At 53.5% G+C, this 16,710-nt stretch carries 17 protein-coding genes and 1 other RNA gene; 8 read left to right on the forward strand and 10 right to left on the reverse strand.

Going from position 1 to position 16,710, the window contains the following annotated elements; translation table 11 throughout:
* Nucleotide 1: 1 nt before the first annotated feature.
* The 4 genes from AWM79_RS22680 to dnaX form a co-directional block, all read right to left on the reverse strand.
* Complete coding sequence (locus AWM79_RS22680; RefSeq protein WP_060783822.1) at nucleotides 2–1,591, reverse strand: sensor histidine kinase; 1,590 nt, start codon at nucleotides 1,589–1,591, stop codon at nucleotides 2–4.
* The gene (locus tag AWM79_RS22685) at nucleotides 1,581–1,814 is read right to left on the reverse strand and encodes a PP0621 family protein (RefSeq protein ID WP_017132841.1); all 234 of its coding nucleotides are present in this window, start codon (nucleotides 1,812–1,814) and stop codon (nucleotides 1,581–1,583) included. Before AWM79_RS22685 ends, AWM79_RS22680 begins: the two co-directional genes overlap by 11 nt.
* 256 nt (nucleotides 1,815–2,070) lie before the next feature.
* Nucleotides 2,071–2,409: a YbaB/EbfC family nucleoid-associated protein gene (locus AWM79_RS22690; RefSeq protein ID WP_017134152.1), complete on the reverse strand. Its 339-nt coding sequence runs from the start codon at nucleotides 2,407–2,409 to the stop codon at nucleotides 2,071–2,073.
* 62 nt (nucleotides 2,410–2,471) lie between these two features.
* Nucleotides 2,472–4,595, reverse strand: a complete 2,124-nt coding sequence (dnaX, locus tag AWM79_RS22695) for a DNA polymerase III subunit gamma/tau (protein WP_060783823.1) — start codon at nucleotides 4,593–4,595, stop codon at nucleotides 2,472–2,474.
* 149 nt (nucleotides 4,596–4,744) lie between these two features.
* On the opposite strand from dnaX, the gene AWM79_RS22700 reads away from it, so the two are divergent.
* From AWM79_RS22700 to AWM79_RS25180, 8 genes are all read left to right on the forward strand, one after another.
* The gene (locus tag AWM79_RS22700) at nucleotides 4,745–5,536 is read left to right on the forward strand and encodes a substrate-binding periplasmic protein (RefSeq protein ID WP_017134155.1); all 792 of its coding nucleotides are present in this window, start codon (nucleotides 4,745–4,747) and stop codon (nucleotides 5,534–5,536) included.
* Nucleotides 5,537–5,974: 438 nt separating this feature from the next.
* On the forward strand, nucleotides 5,975–6,211 hold the full coding sequence (locus AWM79_RS25175) for a hypothetical protein (RefSeq protein ID WP_143063225.1): 237 nt from the start codon (nucleotides 5,975–5,977) through the stop codon (nucleotides 6,209–6,211).
* An 82-nt stretch (nucleotides 6,212–6,293) separates the two neighbouring features.
* Complete coding sequence (locus AWM79_RS24665) at nucleotides 6,294–7,157, forward strand: McbB family protein (protein ID WP_074861834.1); 864 nt, start codon at nucleotides 6,294–6,296, stop codon at nucleotides 7,155–7,157.
* Nucleotides 7,154–7,948 (forward strand): SagB/ThcOx family dehydrogenase, encoded by a 795-nt coding sequence (locus AWM79_RS24670; RefSeq protein ID WP_082712661.1) that lies wholly within the window; start codon nucleotides 7,154–7,156, stop codon nucleotides 7,946–7,948. The genes AWM79_RS24665 and AWM79_RS24670 overlap by 4 nt, the downstream gene beginning before the upstream one ends.
* Nucleotides 7,945–9,144: a YcaO-like family protein gene (locus AWM79_RS24675; protein WP_167375442.1), complete on the forward strand. Its 1,200-nt coding sequence runs from the start codon at nucleotides 7,945–7,947 to the stop codon at nucleotides 9,142–9,144. Before AWM79_RS24670 ends, AWM79_RS24675 begins: the two co-directional genes overlap by 4 nt.
* Before the next feature lie 11 nt (nucleotides 9,145–9,155).
* Nucleotides 9,156–9,899, forward strand: coding sequence for a hypothetical protein (locus AWM79_RS22710; protein ID WP_017134157.1), 744 nt, complete (start codon nucleotides 9,156–9,158; stop codon nucleotides 9,897–9,899).
* Nucleotides 9,899–10,603, forward strand: coding sequence for an ATP-binding cassette domain-containing protein (locus tag AWM79_RS22715; RefSeq protein WP_017134158.1), 705 nt, complete (start codon nucleotides 9,899–9,901; stop codon nucleotides 10,601–10,603). The genes AWM79_RS22710 and AWM79_RS22715 overlap by 1 nt, the downstream gene beginning before the upstream one ends.
* A 342-nt stretch (nucleotides 10,604–10,945) precedes the next feature.
* Complete coding sequence (locus AWM79_RS25180; protein ID WP_156430146.1) at nucleotides 10,946–12,046, forward strand: hypothetical protein; 1,101 nt, start codon at nucleotides 10,946–10,948, stop codon at nucleotides 12,044–12,046.
* 221 nt (nucleotides 12,047–12,267) lie between these two features.
* Here the strand turns inward: AWM79_RS25180 and ffs are convergent.
* From ffs to mltG, 6 genes are all read right to left on the reverse strand, one after another.
* Nucleotides 12,268–12,364: signal recognition particle sRNA small type (ffs, locus tag AWM79_RS22725), an RNA gene on the reverse strand.
* A 315-nt stretch (nucleotides 12,365–12,679) separates the two neighbouring features.
* Nucleotides 12,680–13,468 (reverse strand): TatD family hydrolase, encoded by a 789-nt coding sequence (locus AWM79_RS22730; protein WP_060783825.1) that lies wholly within the window; start codon nucleotides 13,466–13,468, stop codon nucleotides 12,680–12,682.
* Between the two features lie 15 nt (nucleotides 13,469–13,483).
* Complete coding sequence (locus AWM79_RS22735; RefSeq protein WP_017134161.1) at nucleotides 13,484–13,840, reverse strand: PilZ domain-containing protein; 357 nt, start codon at nucleotides 13,838–13,840, stop codon at nucleotides 13,484–13,486.
* A gap of 54 nt (nucleotides 13,841–13,894) precedes the next feature.
* Nucleotides 13,895–14,878, reverse strand: a complete 984-nt coding sequence (locus tag AWM79_RS22740; RefSeq protein ID WP_017134162.1) for a DNA polymerase III subunit delta' — start codon at nucleotides 14,876–14,878, stop codon at nucleotides 13,895–13,897.
* On the reverse strand, nucleotides 14,871–15,503 hold the full coding sequence (gene tmk / locus AWM79_RS22745) for a dTMP kinase (protein ID WP_017134163.1): 633 nt from the start codon (nucleotides 15,501–15,503) through the stop codon (nucleotides 14,871–14,873). The genes AWM79_RS22740 and tmk overlap by 8 nt, the downstream gene beginning before the upstream one ends.
* A 19-nt stretch (nucleotides 15,504–15,522) precedes the next feature.
* Entirely contained in the window at nucleotides 15,523–16,710 is a 1,188-nt protein-coding gene (gene mltG / locus AWM79_RS22750) for an endolytic transglycosylase MltG (RefSeq protein ID WP_026013435.1), read from the reverse strand.

The following is a 16,710-nucleotide window of genomic DNA, read 5'->3' on the forward strand; positions in this document are numbered from 1 at the left end:
TTCAACTCTGTTTGCGTGCGTGAGCGAAGGTGATGCGAAAGCAACTACCGCCTTGGCGTCTTGAATAGTCTAGGCGGGCCTGGTTGCTTTCGCACAGTTCGCGGGACAGATACAGGCCCAAGCCCGTGCCCTGGCTTTCGGTGGTGAAGAACGGCTCGAACAGATGCTGCAACCGCTCGGGCGCGATGCCGGGGCCATTATCGAGTATTTCCAGAGTCGGCAACCCATTGTTCTGTTCCAGCGCCAGTTTCAGCCAGACCTGCGCCTGATCGTGCAATTGGGCGCTGTAGCGCAGACCGTTTTCCAGCAGGTTGTTCAACACCTGAGTCAACTGCAGTGGGTCGGCGCGGGTTTGCATCCGGGCATTGTCGATCTCCAGATGAAGTTGCTGGTTCGCAGGCGCTCGTTCGCGCCATTCGCTGACGAACGTTTGCAGCCAGGCACCGAGGTCTAGCAGCCGCGCTTCGGACGGTTGCCTTCGAGACAGCTGGAGCACATTCTCAATCACCCGATTCATACGCTTGGACTGGTCCTGGATAATCTGCGTGAGGCGCCGGTCGGAACCTCGCAGTTCCTTTGATTCCTGTAGCAATTGGGCAGCGTGGCTGATGGCGCCGAGAGGGTTGCGGATTTCGTGGGCGATTCCGGCGGTCAGGCGGCCCAGGGCCGCGAGCTTGAGTTGTTGGGCCTGTTGGGCGATCTGTGACAGGTCTTCGAGGAAAACCAACGTTTGCTGTTGTTCACCGCGTCGCAAGGCGATAAACGCCGGTTGCAGTACGGCACTGCCTCCGGCGATTTTCAGACTTTGCGGGCGCAATGTAGGGTTGCTGTGCCACAGGCGCAGGCGGTCTATCAGCTCCGGTGAGCCGCTCTCGATCGATCGTCCAAGGACATCGGTCTGGTTCAGCATTTCCAGGACGCTCGGGTTGGCTAATTGAACACGATACTCGGCATCGAGCACCAGGATACCGGTACGCATGCGTTGCAAGATCAGCGCATTGAGCGCTTCGAGGTTGGTCACGTCGGTGGCGCGTTGTTCGGCCAGGGTGTCGCTGACGATGAGCAAGCGGGTCAGGCCCTGGACCAGCAGCGCCGCGGCGAAGCATAGAGCGCCTAGTAACCCGGCCTGTAGGTAATCGTTGGCGGCCGCCGGCAGGCTTAAGCTCAGGTAGAAGGTCAGGTAAATAATGCCGATGGCCGAAACGGCCGCAATCAGCAGGCCGATACGACCCCGCAGCAGTGCGTTGCTGATCGCCACCGAGACGATCAGCAGGTTGCCGATACCGCTGGGTGTGCCGCCAGCGGCATAGAACAGACCTGAGAGCATGACGGCGTCGGTCAGCGTCAGGCTGAAGACCTGGGCCTGGCGCTTGGGATTTTCCAGCAACACCACCACCAGGATATTGAGGGTCAGGTAGATCCAACTGCCGGTGCGAAACAGCTCGTCGTCGGCCAGGTCCAGCAGCTTGTCGTCCATCTTGCTGGAAATCAGCAGGATCAGTGCCACGCCGATGCTCAGTCGATAAAGGTGATAGAGCCGTAGCAGGCGTCGTGCCTGGGAACCGCCGAGACTGAGGGTTTCAGCGGTCACGAGCGCCCGGGCCTTGCTCGAGGTGAGCTTGGCTGCAATACCACTGCTGCTGTTGGCTGAGGGCGTGGTCACGGGGCAGGTGTACGCCACAATGGGCACAACGCACCATGGGCGGGGCACTGAGCTCGTCGGAGGGGCGAGCCGAGGTTTCGCCCCGTTTGAATTTGCGCCAGAACCATACGGCGGCGGCAATCAGAGCAATCCAGAACAGTAAACGAACCATGGCGACCAGCTATGCGGTGAATGATCCGGCAGTTTAGCCAAGCTCAAGACGGTCGCACAGAGCAATTACACTAGTGGCCTGTACGGTGAGTTCGTCAGCTCAAGTTCGGATGCCAGAAGTTCATGGCCAAGGCGCTGTGACGAGTCATAGCCGGGCTATGGCGAGGAACAGCAGCGCCGGTCAGGGACTTCCGGCGCCGAAATTGACTCATAGAACTCACCACACCGGCACTAGCATTGCGTGAGCACAAAATACCTCAGAACGGCATCTTGAAGCCCGGCGGCAGTTGCATACCGGCGGTCATGCCGGACATCTTATCCGAGCTGTTGGCTTCAATCTTGCGCACGGCGTCGTTGACGGCGGCGGCAAACAGATCTTCCAGCACTTCGCGATCGTCGTCGCTGACACCTTCCAGCAAGCTCGGGTCGATGCTCACACGCTTGATATCGTGACGCCCGGTCATGACCACGGTGACCATGTCGCCGCCGGCCTTGCCGGTGATCTCGGCATTGGCCAGCTCCTCCTGCATCTTGGCCATTTTTTCCTGCATCTGCTGCGCCTGCTTCATCAGGCCGGCCATGCCACCCTTCATCATGGGAATCACCTCAAAAGTTTGCTGGGACAATCGGCGCGAGGCACCCGCCTCGCGTCATTCAGTTACTCACCCTGGGCCACCAGGGCTTCGACAGGTTCAATAGTATCGTCACGGATCACCGCGCCGAACTGTTGCATCATTTGCTGGATGAACGGATCGGCATGAATCGACGCCACGGCCTCGTTCTGGCGCTCATGGCGGCGACGGGAAGCCGCCTGGGCCGGGGTTTCCTGTTCGGGCTTGATCAGCTCGATGGTCACCCTCAAGGTTCGTTCATGGTACTGGTTCAGCGCATCGTTGAGACGGCGCTGCTGCGTGGCGTTGAACAACGCACTGTGGGCCGGGTCCAGGTGCAGCAGCCAGTCGTCGCCATTGACCGCGATCAACGTGCAGTTGGCTGCGATGCTACCGGTCATGCCGGAGATCGGCAGTTTCGGGAACAATTGCAACCATTCCAGCGCCAGTCCGGTGGCCGGCTGCGCGGCAGGCAACGGCTCGGGTTCCGGTGCCGGCTCGGCGGCGTGTTCACTGGCGAGATCGTCAAGGTAGCTGTAGGACGAATCCATATCCGGCTCGATATAATCTTCATCCAGCGGCGGCTCGTCGTCACGCTCCAGGCCCGCGGTCGCGGCATCCGCCTGGGCCGGAGTCGGCTCGGGAATGCCTGCTGCCACCCATCCCGGCGCGTCCGGCACCACGTTGTCGGGCGGCGGCGCCAGTTCCGGCGGCTCGGCCTCGGCAGCGGTTTCCAGTACCGGCTCCATGGCTGGCTCGTGCATCAGCGGCTCAGCGGGCGCGTTCCAGGGTAGATCGGCGGCTTCGACCGCCGCTGCCACGGGCTCGGCCACGGGTGCTGCCTCGACCGCCGAGACTCGCTCAGGCACGGTGTCGACCACCGGCGCAGGAATTGGCTCGACCCCGGGCGCGGGTGCTATTGCATCAGTCGTCACGGCGTTTTGCACCGCGCAAACCTTGACCTGCGCAGCCATAGCCGCGACCACCGGCGCAGCCGCCGCTGGACCCGCCACGTTGCGCGCGGAATCAACTGTGGCCTGGCTGATCCCCACTGGCTTTAGCGGCTGCCTCGGTGCCGTGGTGCTGTCAGCCGGTCGGAAGGCGAGCATTCGCAACAGCACCATCTCGAAGCCACCACGCGGATCCGGTGCCAGCGGCAGGTCGCGCCGGCCAATCAGGCCCATCTGGTAATAAAATTGCACGTCTTCGGCTGGCAGCGCCTGGGCCAGGGCCAGCACGCGGTCACGGTCACCGTGACCGTTATCGACACCTTCAGGCAGCGCCTGGGCAATCGCCACGCGGTGCAGCACATTGAGGATTTCCGAGAGCACGCCGTTCCAGTCGGGGCCTTGCTCGGCCAAATGCCGCACCGCTTCGAGCAACGCCTTGGCATCGCCTTCGATCAACGCATGCAGCACGTCGTAGACCTGACCGTGATCCAGCGTACCGAGCATCGCCCGCACATCACTGGCCATGACCTTGCCTTCACCGAAGGCAATGGCCTGGTCGGTCAGGCTCATGGCGTCGCGCATCGAACCGTCCGCCGCCCGGCCGAGCAACCAGAGGGCGTCGTCTTCGAACGGTACGTTCTCGACCCCCAGTACGTGGGTCAGGTGCTCGACCACTCGCTCCGGGGTCATGTTCTTCAGAGAGAATTGCAAGCAGCGCGACAAAATCGTTGCAGGAAGTTTCTGTGGGTCGGTGGTCGCCAGGATGAACTTGACGTAGGGTGGCGGCTCTTCCAGGGTTTTCAACAAGGCGTTGAACGAGTGGCTGGAAAGCATGTGCACTTCGTCGATCAGGTAGACCTTGAAGCGCCCTCGGCTCGGCGCGTACTGCACGTTGTCCAGCAACTCGCGGGTGTCCTCGACCTTGGTCCGGCTCGCGGCGTCGATCTCGATCAGATCGACAAAACGCCCCTCGTCGATCTCGCGGCACACCGAACAAGTACCGCACGGTGACGAGGTAATACCGGTTTCGCAGTTCAGGCACTTGGCGATGATTCGCGCAATGGTGGTCTTACCGACCCCGCGGGTGCCGGTGAACAGATAGGCGTGGTGCAGTCGCTGGCTGTCCAGAGCATTGATCAGCGCCTTGAGCACATGGGTCTGGCCGACCATTTCGCGGAACGAGCGCGGACGCCATTTACGTGCAAGAACCTGATAACTCATCGATAACCGTCGCATCTGGAAAGCGGAAGACCGCTAATGCTAGCGGAGCAGGGGCAAAATTGCATCCGGCGCTCGGCCCTAATCTGACTAAGCTGAACTTTATGGGAAAATTCACAGCCTGAAGCGTCGTACTCCAGCCGGAGAGTTGAATGCGTATAGCGTGGGGCGCCTTTGTGTTGATGATCGCCAACTGTTCTGCTGCGCCTGCGCCATTGCGCTTTGCCGTGGCCGACAGCTGGGCCATGCCGCTGGTCCAGATCGAGAACGACCAACCGACCCAGGGTATTCTCTATGATCTGATGACCAGCCTTGCCCAGCAGGTTGGGGTGCCCGCCGAGTTTCATGTCCTGGCCCGAGCCCGCGTGCAGAGTGCCATGGAGCACGGCGACATCGACGTGCGTTGCTATGCCGCACAATCCTGGCTGGCGAACCGATCAGGCGACTATATATGGAGCATTCCACTGCTGGTGCATCGCGATGTGCTGATCAGCAATGCCAACCACCCGCAACAGATCAATCTTCGGAACCTGCCCAGACAACCTGTCGGCACCGTATTGAGCTACACCTACCCAACCCTGCAACCACTGTTCGATACGGGCAAGTTGATCCGCGACGATGCTCGTAACCAGGAACAGGTGCTGAAAAAGCTATCGGCGGGTCGCTATCAGTATGCGGTCAGCAACCAGTGGAGCCTGGACTGGTTCAACCAGAAGCTCATGCCACAGCACCAACTGAGAGTCGTAGCGATGCTGCAAGAGCAGTCGGTGGGCTGTTTAGTGCGCAATGATCCGGCGCTGCCGGTGCAGCGGATCTTGCGGACCCTGCTGAGAATGAAGATATCCGGGGAAATCGACGGGATTATCGGGCTCTACACCGGCAACGGCGAACAACTGGACAAGCCGGTTACACAACCTCCTGTATTACTCCCTGAAGCCCCATGAGCCTGGCCGGCCAGTGAAGCTTTGCCTGTCCTGCCATCTGTGCACCCCTACTCCGTTGAAAAACGCCTCACAAACGCACGAAAAATCAATTACGTCAGCCACTTAACCAAGAATGAGGCTATGCCCTAAGACGGGCTTTTTTTTCAAAGACCGTTTGTCGTTTTCCCAAGCAGAAGTGCTCTTCATTTAATGTAAGAACTGCCCTACAAAAAAACACATAACTATTTTTAAAAAACCATAAAAAACAATACAAAACTATTTTTAAAAATTTCAACTACTTCTGAAACACTCAAAAAAACTACGAAACTTCCTACAAATAGCATCATTTGCATTTGACGTGACTTTAGCACAAGAGCTATAGCTAGCATTACTGCTACTCAGCAGTAGTAGTTGATGAAAGCGGCTACTTAATACATAAACAGTACACAGGAGAAAGCCATGAGTATCGAAAATTTTGGAGATTCGATCTTCAACTTTAAAAAAGATCCTAGCTTCGACAGAAGCCCTCAGGCAAATATTGGTGGTTCAGGTAGCCAAGGTGGATGCGGCGGGAGTGGTGGCTGTGGTGGTGGTGGTGGGTGTAACGGCGGTAGCGGAGGAAGTGGAGGTTCAAGGGGCAACGCGATTACCAGCAATGACAGACATCAACTAACCGCTGCTTCGCGTGAGGATTAGAGAACTAAATACCCAAACCATGTGAAGGTTACTCTGCAGTGAGCTAAGTAACCTTTGCTGCAGGATATTAAGGAGGCCCCCAATGAACATAAACATACATAACTATGAAATACTTAACTTCCCTAATGAAGATCTCGTAGTATCAGAAATTGGAATTTCAAGAATCAACTCAAAATCATTACTAAATGCATTGAAAACCATAAAAATTCGAGATCAATGCAATATATCCAAAGAAGAAATAAATGACATCTTGATAGAAAATGGTCTCGATTCTTCAGCAGCATTTTCTTTCCTGGAGAAAATTTTATACATAAAAAAACCAATCAGTGACTATTTTTTTAAAAAAACAGTCATCATCCATGACTTTTACAATGCTGACTTGAAAGAAATATTGACCACCGAGTTAAGTCTACCTGTAGATTATCAAAATTTTCCTAAAAATAAACTTCACTTAAAAATAACAGATCGATATTTCTTTTTTATTTTATGTAAAAACTACGATTACACTCAACTAAAGAAATTATATTTTGAAATAGCATCTGGCGCGCCCCAAAGCTCAATTTCAGTTGGGACAATGATCGGAAACTTCTTTTCTATCAGCCCACCTTACATTCCCGAAATAGGCAATCCATGTCATTTCTGTAATGTAGATCGACTAGAGATCAACACTCAATCAAACCAAAGAGATAACAACTGGGTAAGATTATTTAATTTTTTCAAAGATCGAAGCTCACCAATTCCATCTTGCAAACATTCGCTACTTCAAAAAAATATAATTTTCGGAGCTATTGCTGACCACATCAATTTCTATACCACACCGGGACACGAAATACGTCACCAAGATAGTATGTTTCTCACATCATACATAGATATACAAAAAGGATTGATTACCGAAGAAAACATACCTCATTGGTTCATGTGCGACTGTTTGAGATCAAATGTATGAAAACCATCCCTCACGATTATTACTTGAAATTTATAGATCCAAAAGTATTCGAGGAAGTACAAAATTTTCACAACAAGGAAAAATATACAATTCATGAAGCATTCGAAAACACCACCTACCTCCATCAACTAAATGAAGAGCAACTTGATACTCTATGTTCCAATGAGCTCAGCCTTTACCCAGATCTTGGCTTAACACATAACTTACCTGACAACATAAAAGAAATAAATACATTCAATAGAAACGAATCTTGCGATTTTTTTGAAAAAACAAAATTAAATCTCCCAATTATTCAACGATTGATAGTTCCACTTTTAACAAAAAATTCAAACCCAAAAAAAAGAAACTATCCTAGCGGGGGCGCGCTCTATCCAATAGAAATATTTATATGTTCATTGAATGACGAAAATGAAGGCTGGCCTCACCCTCAAAAAATATTGCACTTGCTCCCCGCCTCAAAATCCTTTGAAATCATGCAAACCAGTTGCAATACACATCATTTAAAAAAAACGATATTATCCAACATACAAAGCATCGGCAGCCCAAGCATAGCAATTGTCTATGTGGCTTACTTTCCAAAAATTTTATTCAAATATAGATATCGTGGATACCGCATGGCCTTAATGGAGGCAGGCTCAATCTATATGCTAATAGAGCTCCAGGCGGCAGATATTGGATTGAATTGCAGGTTATGGGCTGGCTATACAGACCACATGTTATCAAAAGCATTGGGATTAAACCCTGTACTATTTTCGCCAATTTGCGTTCATTTAATTGGAGCAAAAAAATGAATATCATAAACAACAATTTTGGAACCATGTTCCCCAATAGAGTTTGTTATCAACCTTCTGCCACACTAGACATGCCGTCAGTGACCGAAGTATTTGATTTCCACTTAAACACCGGATCTGGTATAGGAATAGGTTCAAACGCAATCAAATCTGCCATAGGGGAATATTTTGAAAGGCGGCATTTTTACATCGAGGTTTTTCCGGACTTAGAAAACACTCTCTCCAGTAGCCTCTCCGCCAAAGAAGTAAAATCTTTTATTAAAGCATTCTACCAGACAAACTCCGAAAACTTCAAAACCTCCGACTTGGAGCTACATAGATATAAATTAACGAAAGCTTCAAGGCTTTCCAACTTCACCCCTTGCTATATTCCAACAGCGTGTATCTCTCTAAACTCACTAGAATTAGGCAGCGACAGCGAAATTTACCCATCGCGAGATACCTGCGGTTGCAGTTTCCACTGGAGTGCCGAAGAGTCAATGTTCGGCGCATTAAAAGAAAGTTTAGAACGACAATTTTTATCACGTTTTTGGCTTACAAAAAAATGCACTGCCGTCTTAGGGTCAACCGAATTAATAAAATCATTGAGGTATCACGTTACCACAAAATTACACCAAATACTATGTAAATCTGGAGAGCTCATAGCCTTTGACATATCAGACAACAGATTCCCCGGAAAATGTTTATTGGTAGTATACGGACAAAAAGACACAACTCGCAACGTATTATATTGTGCAGGATTATCTTATGCTGAAACCAAAATAGCTGCCTTAGACAAGGCCATTAACGAACTCTGGCAAACCTTTCGCTTTATTAATCTATTCTCCAGTATCAACGGAAAATTGCACAGCCTTCACGATCCATACATAAAATATTTCTTAAGCTGCAACAACTATCAAACATTCCAAAACATAAGTACTCATATCATAACCCACGACGAGAACAAACATACATCTCATCCTTTTAACTTCAACGGTATCAGACAAGCTATCATAGATCAAAATATACTTGGCTATCTTTATACAAAAACTCGATTACTAGATGGAGAAACTTGCACAGTAAGCAAATTTATCTCACCGGACATGTTTACTCACATGGATAATTCAAAAAATATAAACACACATAACAAATACTCATTTCACTTCAAGAAAGACATAATCACTGAACGAAAATCAATGATGGTTCCATTTCCATAGAGGATAAATCAATGCAAAGCCATTTTTCTTATCGCTCAAGCCGTCTAGCCTGGCTCTTTATAAAAGAGCAGCTCAAGGAGCCCATTGCCTTATTCTGGATCATTATTTCGCCATGTGCGGCTTTCTATCTCCTGGAGCTATCCAGAGGCGGGACAGCGGTATTTTCAGGGACTTACGCTGAACATACAGCTTGGTTCTATGCCTACATCTCGTCCAGTGTTGCCCTGTTCGGCTTTTCTTTTTATATCATTGGTCGTCGAGAAAGCGGCTATATTCGGTCTTTTATTTATAATCACGAGGCAAAGCTTGTCTTTGTCCTGGCCCAGACCTTGGCCTACTCAGTCATCGCAATTATCTACTGCACGGTATTTTACCTTGCCACACGCCTACCATTTGGTGCTTATTCACTTTCGGAGTTGCTGAGTATAATTTTAAAATTCTATACTTGCTATCTACTATTTTGCTCAATCGGCATTCACTTTAGCTTACTCCCCATAAATTTCCAAAACGCCAATACTCTTTTCTCGATTTTTTCATTTTGCATTTTGATCCTCGGCTTATCGAATTCACTCTTGGAAAACTCCCTGCTTAACAGCATTAATCTGGGTAACCCACTCATACACGCAGTCGGACTTGTTGAGCAAGGCTTCGAGGCCAATGTAGAACTCACCCTATTAATATTTATCATATTCATCTCAAGCTTGTTGATAACCATCAAATTCTTGCGCATCAACCCTGTCTGGAGCCGTTACTGATGAAAGGTCTCGAAATAAACTCATTATCATTCCGATACAGCGACAGGATGATTTTCCAAGACGCGACGCTTAGCGTGCAGCCGGGTGCTATTATCGGTGTGCTTGGTCCAAACGGATCAGGAAAAACTACGCTCTTTGATATCATTTGTAAATTGAAGACACCTTGTGCGGGGACTATACAGAACGATTTCGCAAAAGAGCTTTATCTGTCTCAGACGCTAATGACGCCACCTGCCCTGCGCATGTTCGATATCTTCGAAATGACCAATCTGCTTTGCTCTTCGACTCGCCACGCACAGACACAAGTACTGGACAAGCTTTCGCAATGGAGCCCCAACATCATCAATCGCTACAAAGAGATATGGGGGAAAAAGTCCGCGTTGTGCAGTTATGGAGAAAAACGTTGGTTTTTTACCCTTTCCCTTCTGTCGTTGGACGCTGACTTCATCATCCTTGACGAGCCCACGGCAGGTGTCGATCCAGAATTTCGTCATTATATCTGGCAGTGCCTGCACGGCGCAGCGAACAGTGGCACCGCCATTCTGGCTTCCTCGCATAACGTTGATGAGATCGTTGACCACTGCAACTATTTCTATATGTTGAGCCAAAAGCAGTTCAAGCGATTTGACAACCGCCAGTTTTTTATGGATGCCTATGATGCAAAATCGCTTGATGCGGCGTTTATCCAAGCTGCGGCCTCCTGAAATAACAGGAGTAGGTCAGCTTTGCATCGGCACTAACATGAACGGTTCAACGCGTCGGTACTTGTGGTCGTAAGAATGCACATAATCGACCACGGCCGATGTGAGGTCTGCTGTAGACATCTGACCGATATTAACACTTATGGAACCCACGCCGTCTAACGGACACCTAGCAAGCGGTTAATGATCACGCCGACACTTTCTGGTCAGCCCTCCCCCCGAAAATGCAATGACATCGGATCCGAAACCAGGGATTAGGTCGTCTTCGGCAGGTTCAATCGCCACAGATCCGCATTCCCGGCCAATGGCACTTTTTACCAGTGCAATCGATGCACCGGATGGTTCGTGCTCTGCTCAGAAAACCTATCTTTCGTTCATGACGTCAAAAAATCAGGAAATATAAAGTATATGAGAATAGAGTTTCCGGGCTCTCGCTCAATCCATGTCCCGGTATCTGAACACACGGAAAACGTCGAAAATGGAGACCCCAGCCAAGCCAGCACACCATTGGCAAAACAGCTGATAGGAAACTATTCATCATCGAAAGAATTCGGTGTCCCCCAAGACATCAAAACCTCAGATCGCCCTCGACGCAGCTCTTCGTTGTCAGATACTGATCGCCGGCTGGCGGCTTATGTGTTTGCACGCACGGTCGATAATCGTCTGCCCAACGACATTGAGTTAGGGATGTTAAGAGAGGCTAATGTATCAATAAAAGAGACTCAAAAATTGCTGTCAGAAGGGAGAGGCAATGTCCGGTCGGACTTGGACCGAACACAAAACGATTCGTTTTTCAGATCATCCGCCATGCGATCTACGCTGCAAAAGGTAAGACTATCATCCGCTCAGCGGGCCGCATTGGCCGTACATGCAAGAGCTGGAAATTGCGGTGAACACTCAGATGTCTTAATGCATGTTCATGCCGAAAAGCTCAGCGCCGGTGATCGACTGCATGATGTATACAACTTCATTGAGGATCACGAAGCTGTCATTCTAGAGGGCGCAGGAGAGCGCCCAGACATTCTTCTCGATGTATGGGGCAGTCGTCATCGCACGAGCGCGATGAATGTAATAGACAGCAAATACCATAACGATGCTCGGGATCTCGAAACAATTGGTACGCTTACGCAAAAGACCGGATTAGAGGCATCGTCTGAATTTAAAGGCAGCCTTTCAAACGGGATAAACGAAGCGAAAGGGGTATTCGATGCGGAGCTTAAGCGTGCCCGTGAGCGCGGCACCAAATCAGTCGGTGCACGCGACTCAAACGTTTTCAATGAAGCTTTTGCTGCGCGAGTTAAAGCTAAAGTTGCAGAGAATGACCCCGCGAAAAATTTACATTTTGCATTAAATGCTGCCATCTCCATAGGGGCGAGTTCTAGCTCGGCTAGCAGAGCGGCCCCTGAAATAATTCAAATCGCTTCAGATCTGATTAGGAGTGATTGACCTGAAACAAACTTACTCCCAGTGCCCAATACGTTCACTAGTAGTGGCATGAATTTTTGGCTTGGTGCGAAATGCATCAAGCCGAAGCTGGTGCGATGCCACGCGGCGGAGAGATTGACGTCGATTATGGCGTACCGCCCTGGCACACCTAAAGGTCGCTATACTTCGAGGAGTTTTTTGGAAAATCCTTGTAAAATCAAGGATTAATAAAATGGAGGCAACCCCACCAGCCACACCCCGGCACACAATGTTCCCGCTGTGGCTGCTCCCTTCCGGGCCTGACCAGGTTCACGGGTAATCGTTGCGGGGGGACCGATGAGGTCACCATAACGACGCTCGCCTGGCAGCGAGCCGCGCCATTGTACCTAGATAACGAGAAGTTACAACCGCCAGACACCGATAAAAATTCGATAGAGCTCAAACACTTGTCGGCGTTGTCCCACCACTTCACCGAGCGCTCACACGCTCTGCGGCGCCAGCGTTCGGCAACGCTGTTTCATAGAGGAGACCGCCTTCCTCAATCCCTCAACACCAGGATATCGACGTCGAGCATACAGGATATGAACCCGGCAAAGCTTCAGTTCGAACAGCGAGCCACTCCCCCAGGACGTACAGCGTTTGACGTAACAGCCGTCAGGCGGCGTGTACGTGGGCCAGCGGGAACAAGCGCTTGAAGTTTTCGGTGGTCTGTTCGGCGAACTGCTCGTAGGACACTCCGCGCAACATCGCCAGGTAATCCGCCACATCGCGCACGTACTGTGGCAGGTTCGGCTTGCCACGGTGGGGAATCGGTGCGAGGTAAGGCGAATCGGTTTCCACCAGCAGCCTATCGGCCGGCACTTGCCGGGCCACATCGCGCAAGGCATCGGCATTGCGGAAGGTCACGATCCCAGACAAGGAGATATAGAATCCAAGGTCCAGGGCCGCACGGGCCATGTCCCAATCCTCGGTAAAGCAATGTAGCACACCGGCCTGGGGCAACCGCGCTTCGCGCAACAGGCTCAGGGTATCGGCGCGGGCACCACGGGTATGGACGATCACCGGTTTGCCGGTCTTCTGCGCCGCCTGCAGGTGCAGACGGAAAGATGCCTGCTGCACTTGCGCCGCTTGTGGCTCGTAGTGATAGTCCAGACCGGTTTCGCCGATTGCCACGACACGCGGATGATCAAGCTCGCGCAGTAACCAGTCGAGGGCCGGCGTCGCGTCAGGCTTGACGTCTAAAGGGTGAACGCCGACCGAACAGTCGACATCGGCATAACGCTCAGCCAGGGCCTTTACATCAGCGGCGTTGTCGGCGCTGACGCCGATGCACAGGAAATGCCCAACGCCGCGCTGGCGCGCCGCCTCGAGGGCGGCATCCAGAGAACCCTGGTGTTCGGCGAGATCAAGGCGGTCGAGGTGGCAATGGGAATCTATAAGCATGGGATAACGTGACAACTACATCGTATGGGTGGGACGGTCGGACTTAAGGGTGCCGGCCAGATGGGTTTCGATCTTGCTGTGGGCAGTGTTGTCGCCGTCGTTGAACTGTACGCCGATACCCGCCGCACGATTGCCCTGGGCTCCCTTGGGAGTGATCCAGATGACCTTGCCGGCGACCGGGATTTTCTCCGGTTCATCCATCAGGTTGAGCAGCATGAACACCTCGTCACCTAACTTGTAGCTCTTGTAGGTGGGGATGAACAGGCCGCCATTCTTGATAAAGGGCATATAGGCCGCGTACAACACCGACTTGTCCTTGATGGTCAACGACAAGATACCGTTGCGCGGCCCTGGGCCTATGGGTTCGTTCATACGGACTCCCGAAATGCAGATAACCCAATTCTAGGCGCTTGCCAGCCTGGACGGCTAGTTTGCAGGCAACGCGGCCCATTGCACCAGCAGGGCTTCGAGCAGCAACACCCGGTTGAGGTTGGCCTTGCTCAGCACCTTTTGGCGCTGGGCGAGGATCCAGTCCTGGATATTCAGGACCTTCTCCTGCGAGGTTTTCTGTGCCAGGTACTGCACCACCTTGCGCATGTCGGGCAGCCCCAGGCCGACTTCATCCTGGGTCAGTTGGTAGCGCAGGATCAAGCTCGACCAGTCACAGAACCAATCGAACAACAGCAACAGCGAAATGGCATTCCACCCCTCGGCCAACTGCGTGGCCGATTGCTGTTGCTTGAGCAGTTTCTTCACCCCCTCCACCACCAGCGCCCGTTGTTCGCGCACGCCCTGGGCCTGCAGGCTGACCGCAGCCAGTGGCGAACCTGCCGCCAGGGTCAGCAGTTCGATACGCTCCGGCTCACTGCAATCAGGCAAGGCTGCGGCCAGCCATTGCAGGCTCATGGCTTCGCCCGGCAGCGGGCAGGCTTGCTGCACGCACCGGCTGCGAATGGTCGGCAGCAGACGACTGGACTGGTGGCTGACCAGCAGCAGCACGGTATCGCCGGACGGTTCTTCGAGGCTCTTGAGCAGAGCGTTGGCGGCGTTGATATTCATCGATTCCACCGGATCGATCAGCACCACCTTGCGCCCGCCCAGTTGCGCAGTCTGGACCACGAAACTGACCAACTCGCGGACCTGGTCGACCTTGATCGCCTTGTCCGCCTCTTCCGGTTCGAGGATGTAGTTGTCCGGGTGACTACCTGCCGCCAGCAACAGGCAGGATTTGCACTGCCCGCAGGCATTGAGGCCTTGCGGACTCTTGCACAGCAGCAGTGCCATCAGACGCTCGGCCAGCGCCCGCTTACCGATCCCCACCGGGCCATGGAGCAGATAGGCATGGGCATGCTGCGTGCGACCGGCCAGTTGCCGCCAGAGATCGTCCTGCCAGGGATAGGCTTCAGCCACGATGCCGCTCCAGGATCTGCGGTAATAGAGTATCCAATGCCTGTTGGACTGCGGCCAGGGGCAAGGCGGCGTCGACCAACCGATAACGCGCCGGGTCGGCTTGGGCGCGCTTGAGGTAGGTGTGGCGCACCGCTTCGAAGAACACCTGACCTTCCTGCTCGAAGCGATCCAGCCGACCACGCGCACTGGCACGGGCCAGGCCGATTTCCACCGGCAGGTCGAAGACCAGGGTGAGGTCCGGACGCAGCTCGCCCTGGACAAAGGTTTCCAGGATGGCAATCCGCTCCTGGGACAAACCACGACCGCCGCCCTGATAGGCATAAGTGGCATCGGTGAAACGGTCGCACAGGACCACCGCACCCCGCGCCAGGGCCGGACGAATCACTTCAGCCAGATGCTGGGCACGGGCGGCGAACACCAGCAACAATTCGGTGTCGGCGCACATGGCTTCATCGCTGGTTGCCAGCAGCAGCTCGCGAACGCGCTCGGCCAGGGGCGTGCCGCCCGGTTCGCGAGTCAGTAGCACATCGATGCCCCGAGCACGCAACTGCTCGGCCAGATAGTCGCGATTGGTGCTTTTGCCCGCGCCTTCCGGGCCTTCCAAGGTAATAAACAAGCCGGTCACAGGCAGTCCTTCATCAGAGTCATTGCACGTCCTTCGCCGTGGGTTCGGCGGGCACCGGCGGTGTATCTGTCGTTGCGCCGGAGGGGTCTGGGCCTGCTGCGGGTTCGCTGGCATCCGGGACCGGCGCAGGCGGCGTGGCAGCCTCGGGGGCCGGACTCGCTGCTGCGCCCGAAGCCGGTGCCGGGCTGGAGCGATAGTCGGCACGACGCTTGAGCTGGAACTCGCGCACCGCGTTGTTATGGGTCTCCAGGTCATCGGAGAAGACATGACTACCATCGCCTCGGGCGACAAAATACAGGCTGCTGCCCGCCACCGGGTTCAGGGCGGCATGAATCGCCTCGCGTCCGACCATGGCGATCGGCGTCGGCGGCAAGCCAGCGTTGAGGTAAGTGTTATAGGGATTGGCTTCGCGCAGGTGGGCGCGGGTCAATTTGCCAGTGTAACGCTCGCCCAGGCCGTAGATCACCGTTGGATCGGTCTGCAGCAACATGCCAATCTGCATCCGCCGCACGAAGACCCCGGCGATCTGGCCGCGCTCCTGGGGGACACCGGTTTCCTTCTCCACCAGCGAAGCCATGATCAGCGCCTGGTACGGATTAGCGTAGGGCGCGTCGGCGGCACGCTTTTGCCACTCCTGGTCCAGTACGCTGTCCAGGCGGTCGTAGGCCTTTTCCAGCAGCTCGACATCGCTCATTCCGCGCACGAAGCGATAGGTGTCGGGGAAAAAGCGACCTTCAGGGAACACGCCGAAGTGGCCCAGCTTGCTCATGACCTCGGCGTCGCTCAGCTCGCTCAGGGTCTGCTGGAGCTTGTCGTTCTTCGCCAGCGCACTGCGTACCTGACGAAAGTTCCAACCCTCGACCAGGGTCAGGCTGTACTGCACCACTTCACCACGCTGCCAGAGGCCCAACAGCGCCCGCACATTCATGCCCGGAGTCAGCCGATACTCGCCACCGTGCAACGGCACCCCGGCCAGGTTGAAGCGCCAGTACAAGCGTAGCCAGAACGCATCACGCAGGGTGCCGTCGGCCTCCATACGGTTGAAGGTCCCGATGGGCGTCGCGCCAGTTGGCACGTCGAGCAATTGTTCCTGTGTCAGGTCGAGGGTCTGCTCCAACGCCGAATGGATCTTCCAGGCCGATCCACCCAGCACCAATCCCGCCAGTACCAGCCCCGTCTGCAGCAGCAGCAAGCATTTACGTCTCAA

It is taken from the genome of Pseudomonas agarici (genome assembly GCF_001543125.1).
GTDB lineage: Bacteria > Pseudomonadota > Gammaproteobacteria > Pseudomonadales > Pseudomonadaceae > Aquipseudomonas > Aquipseudomonas agarici.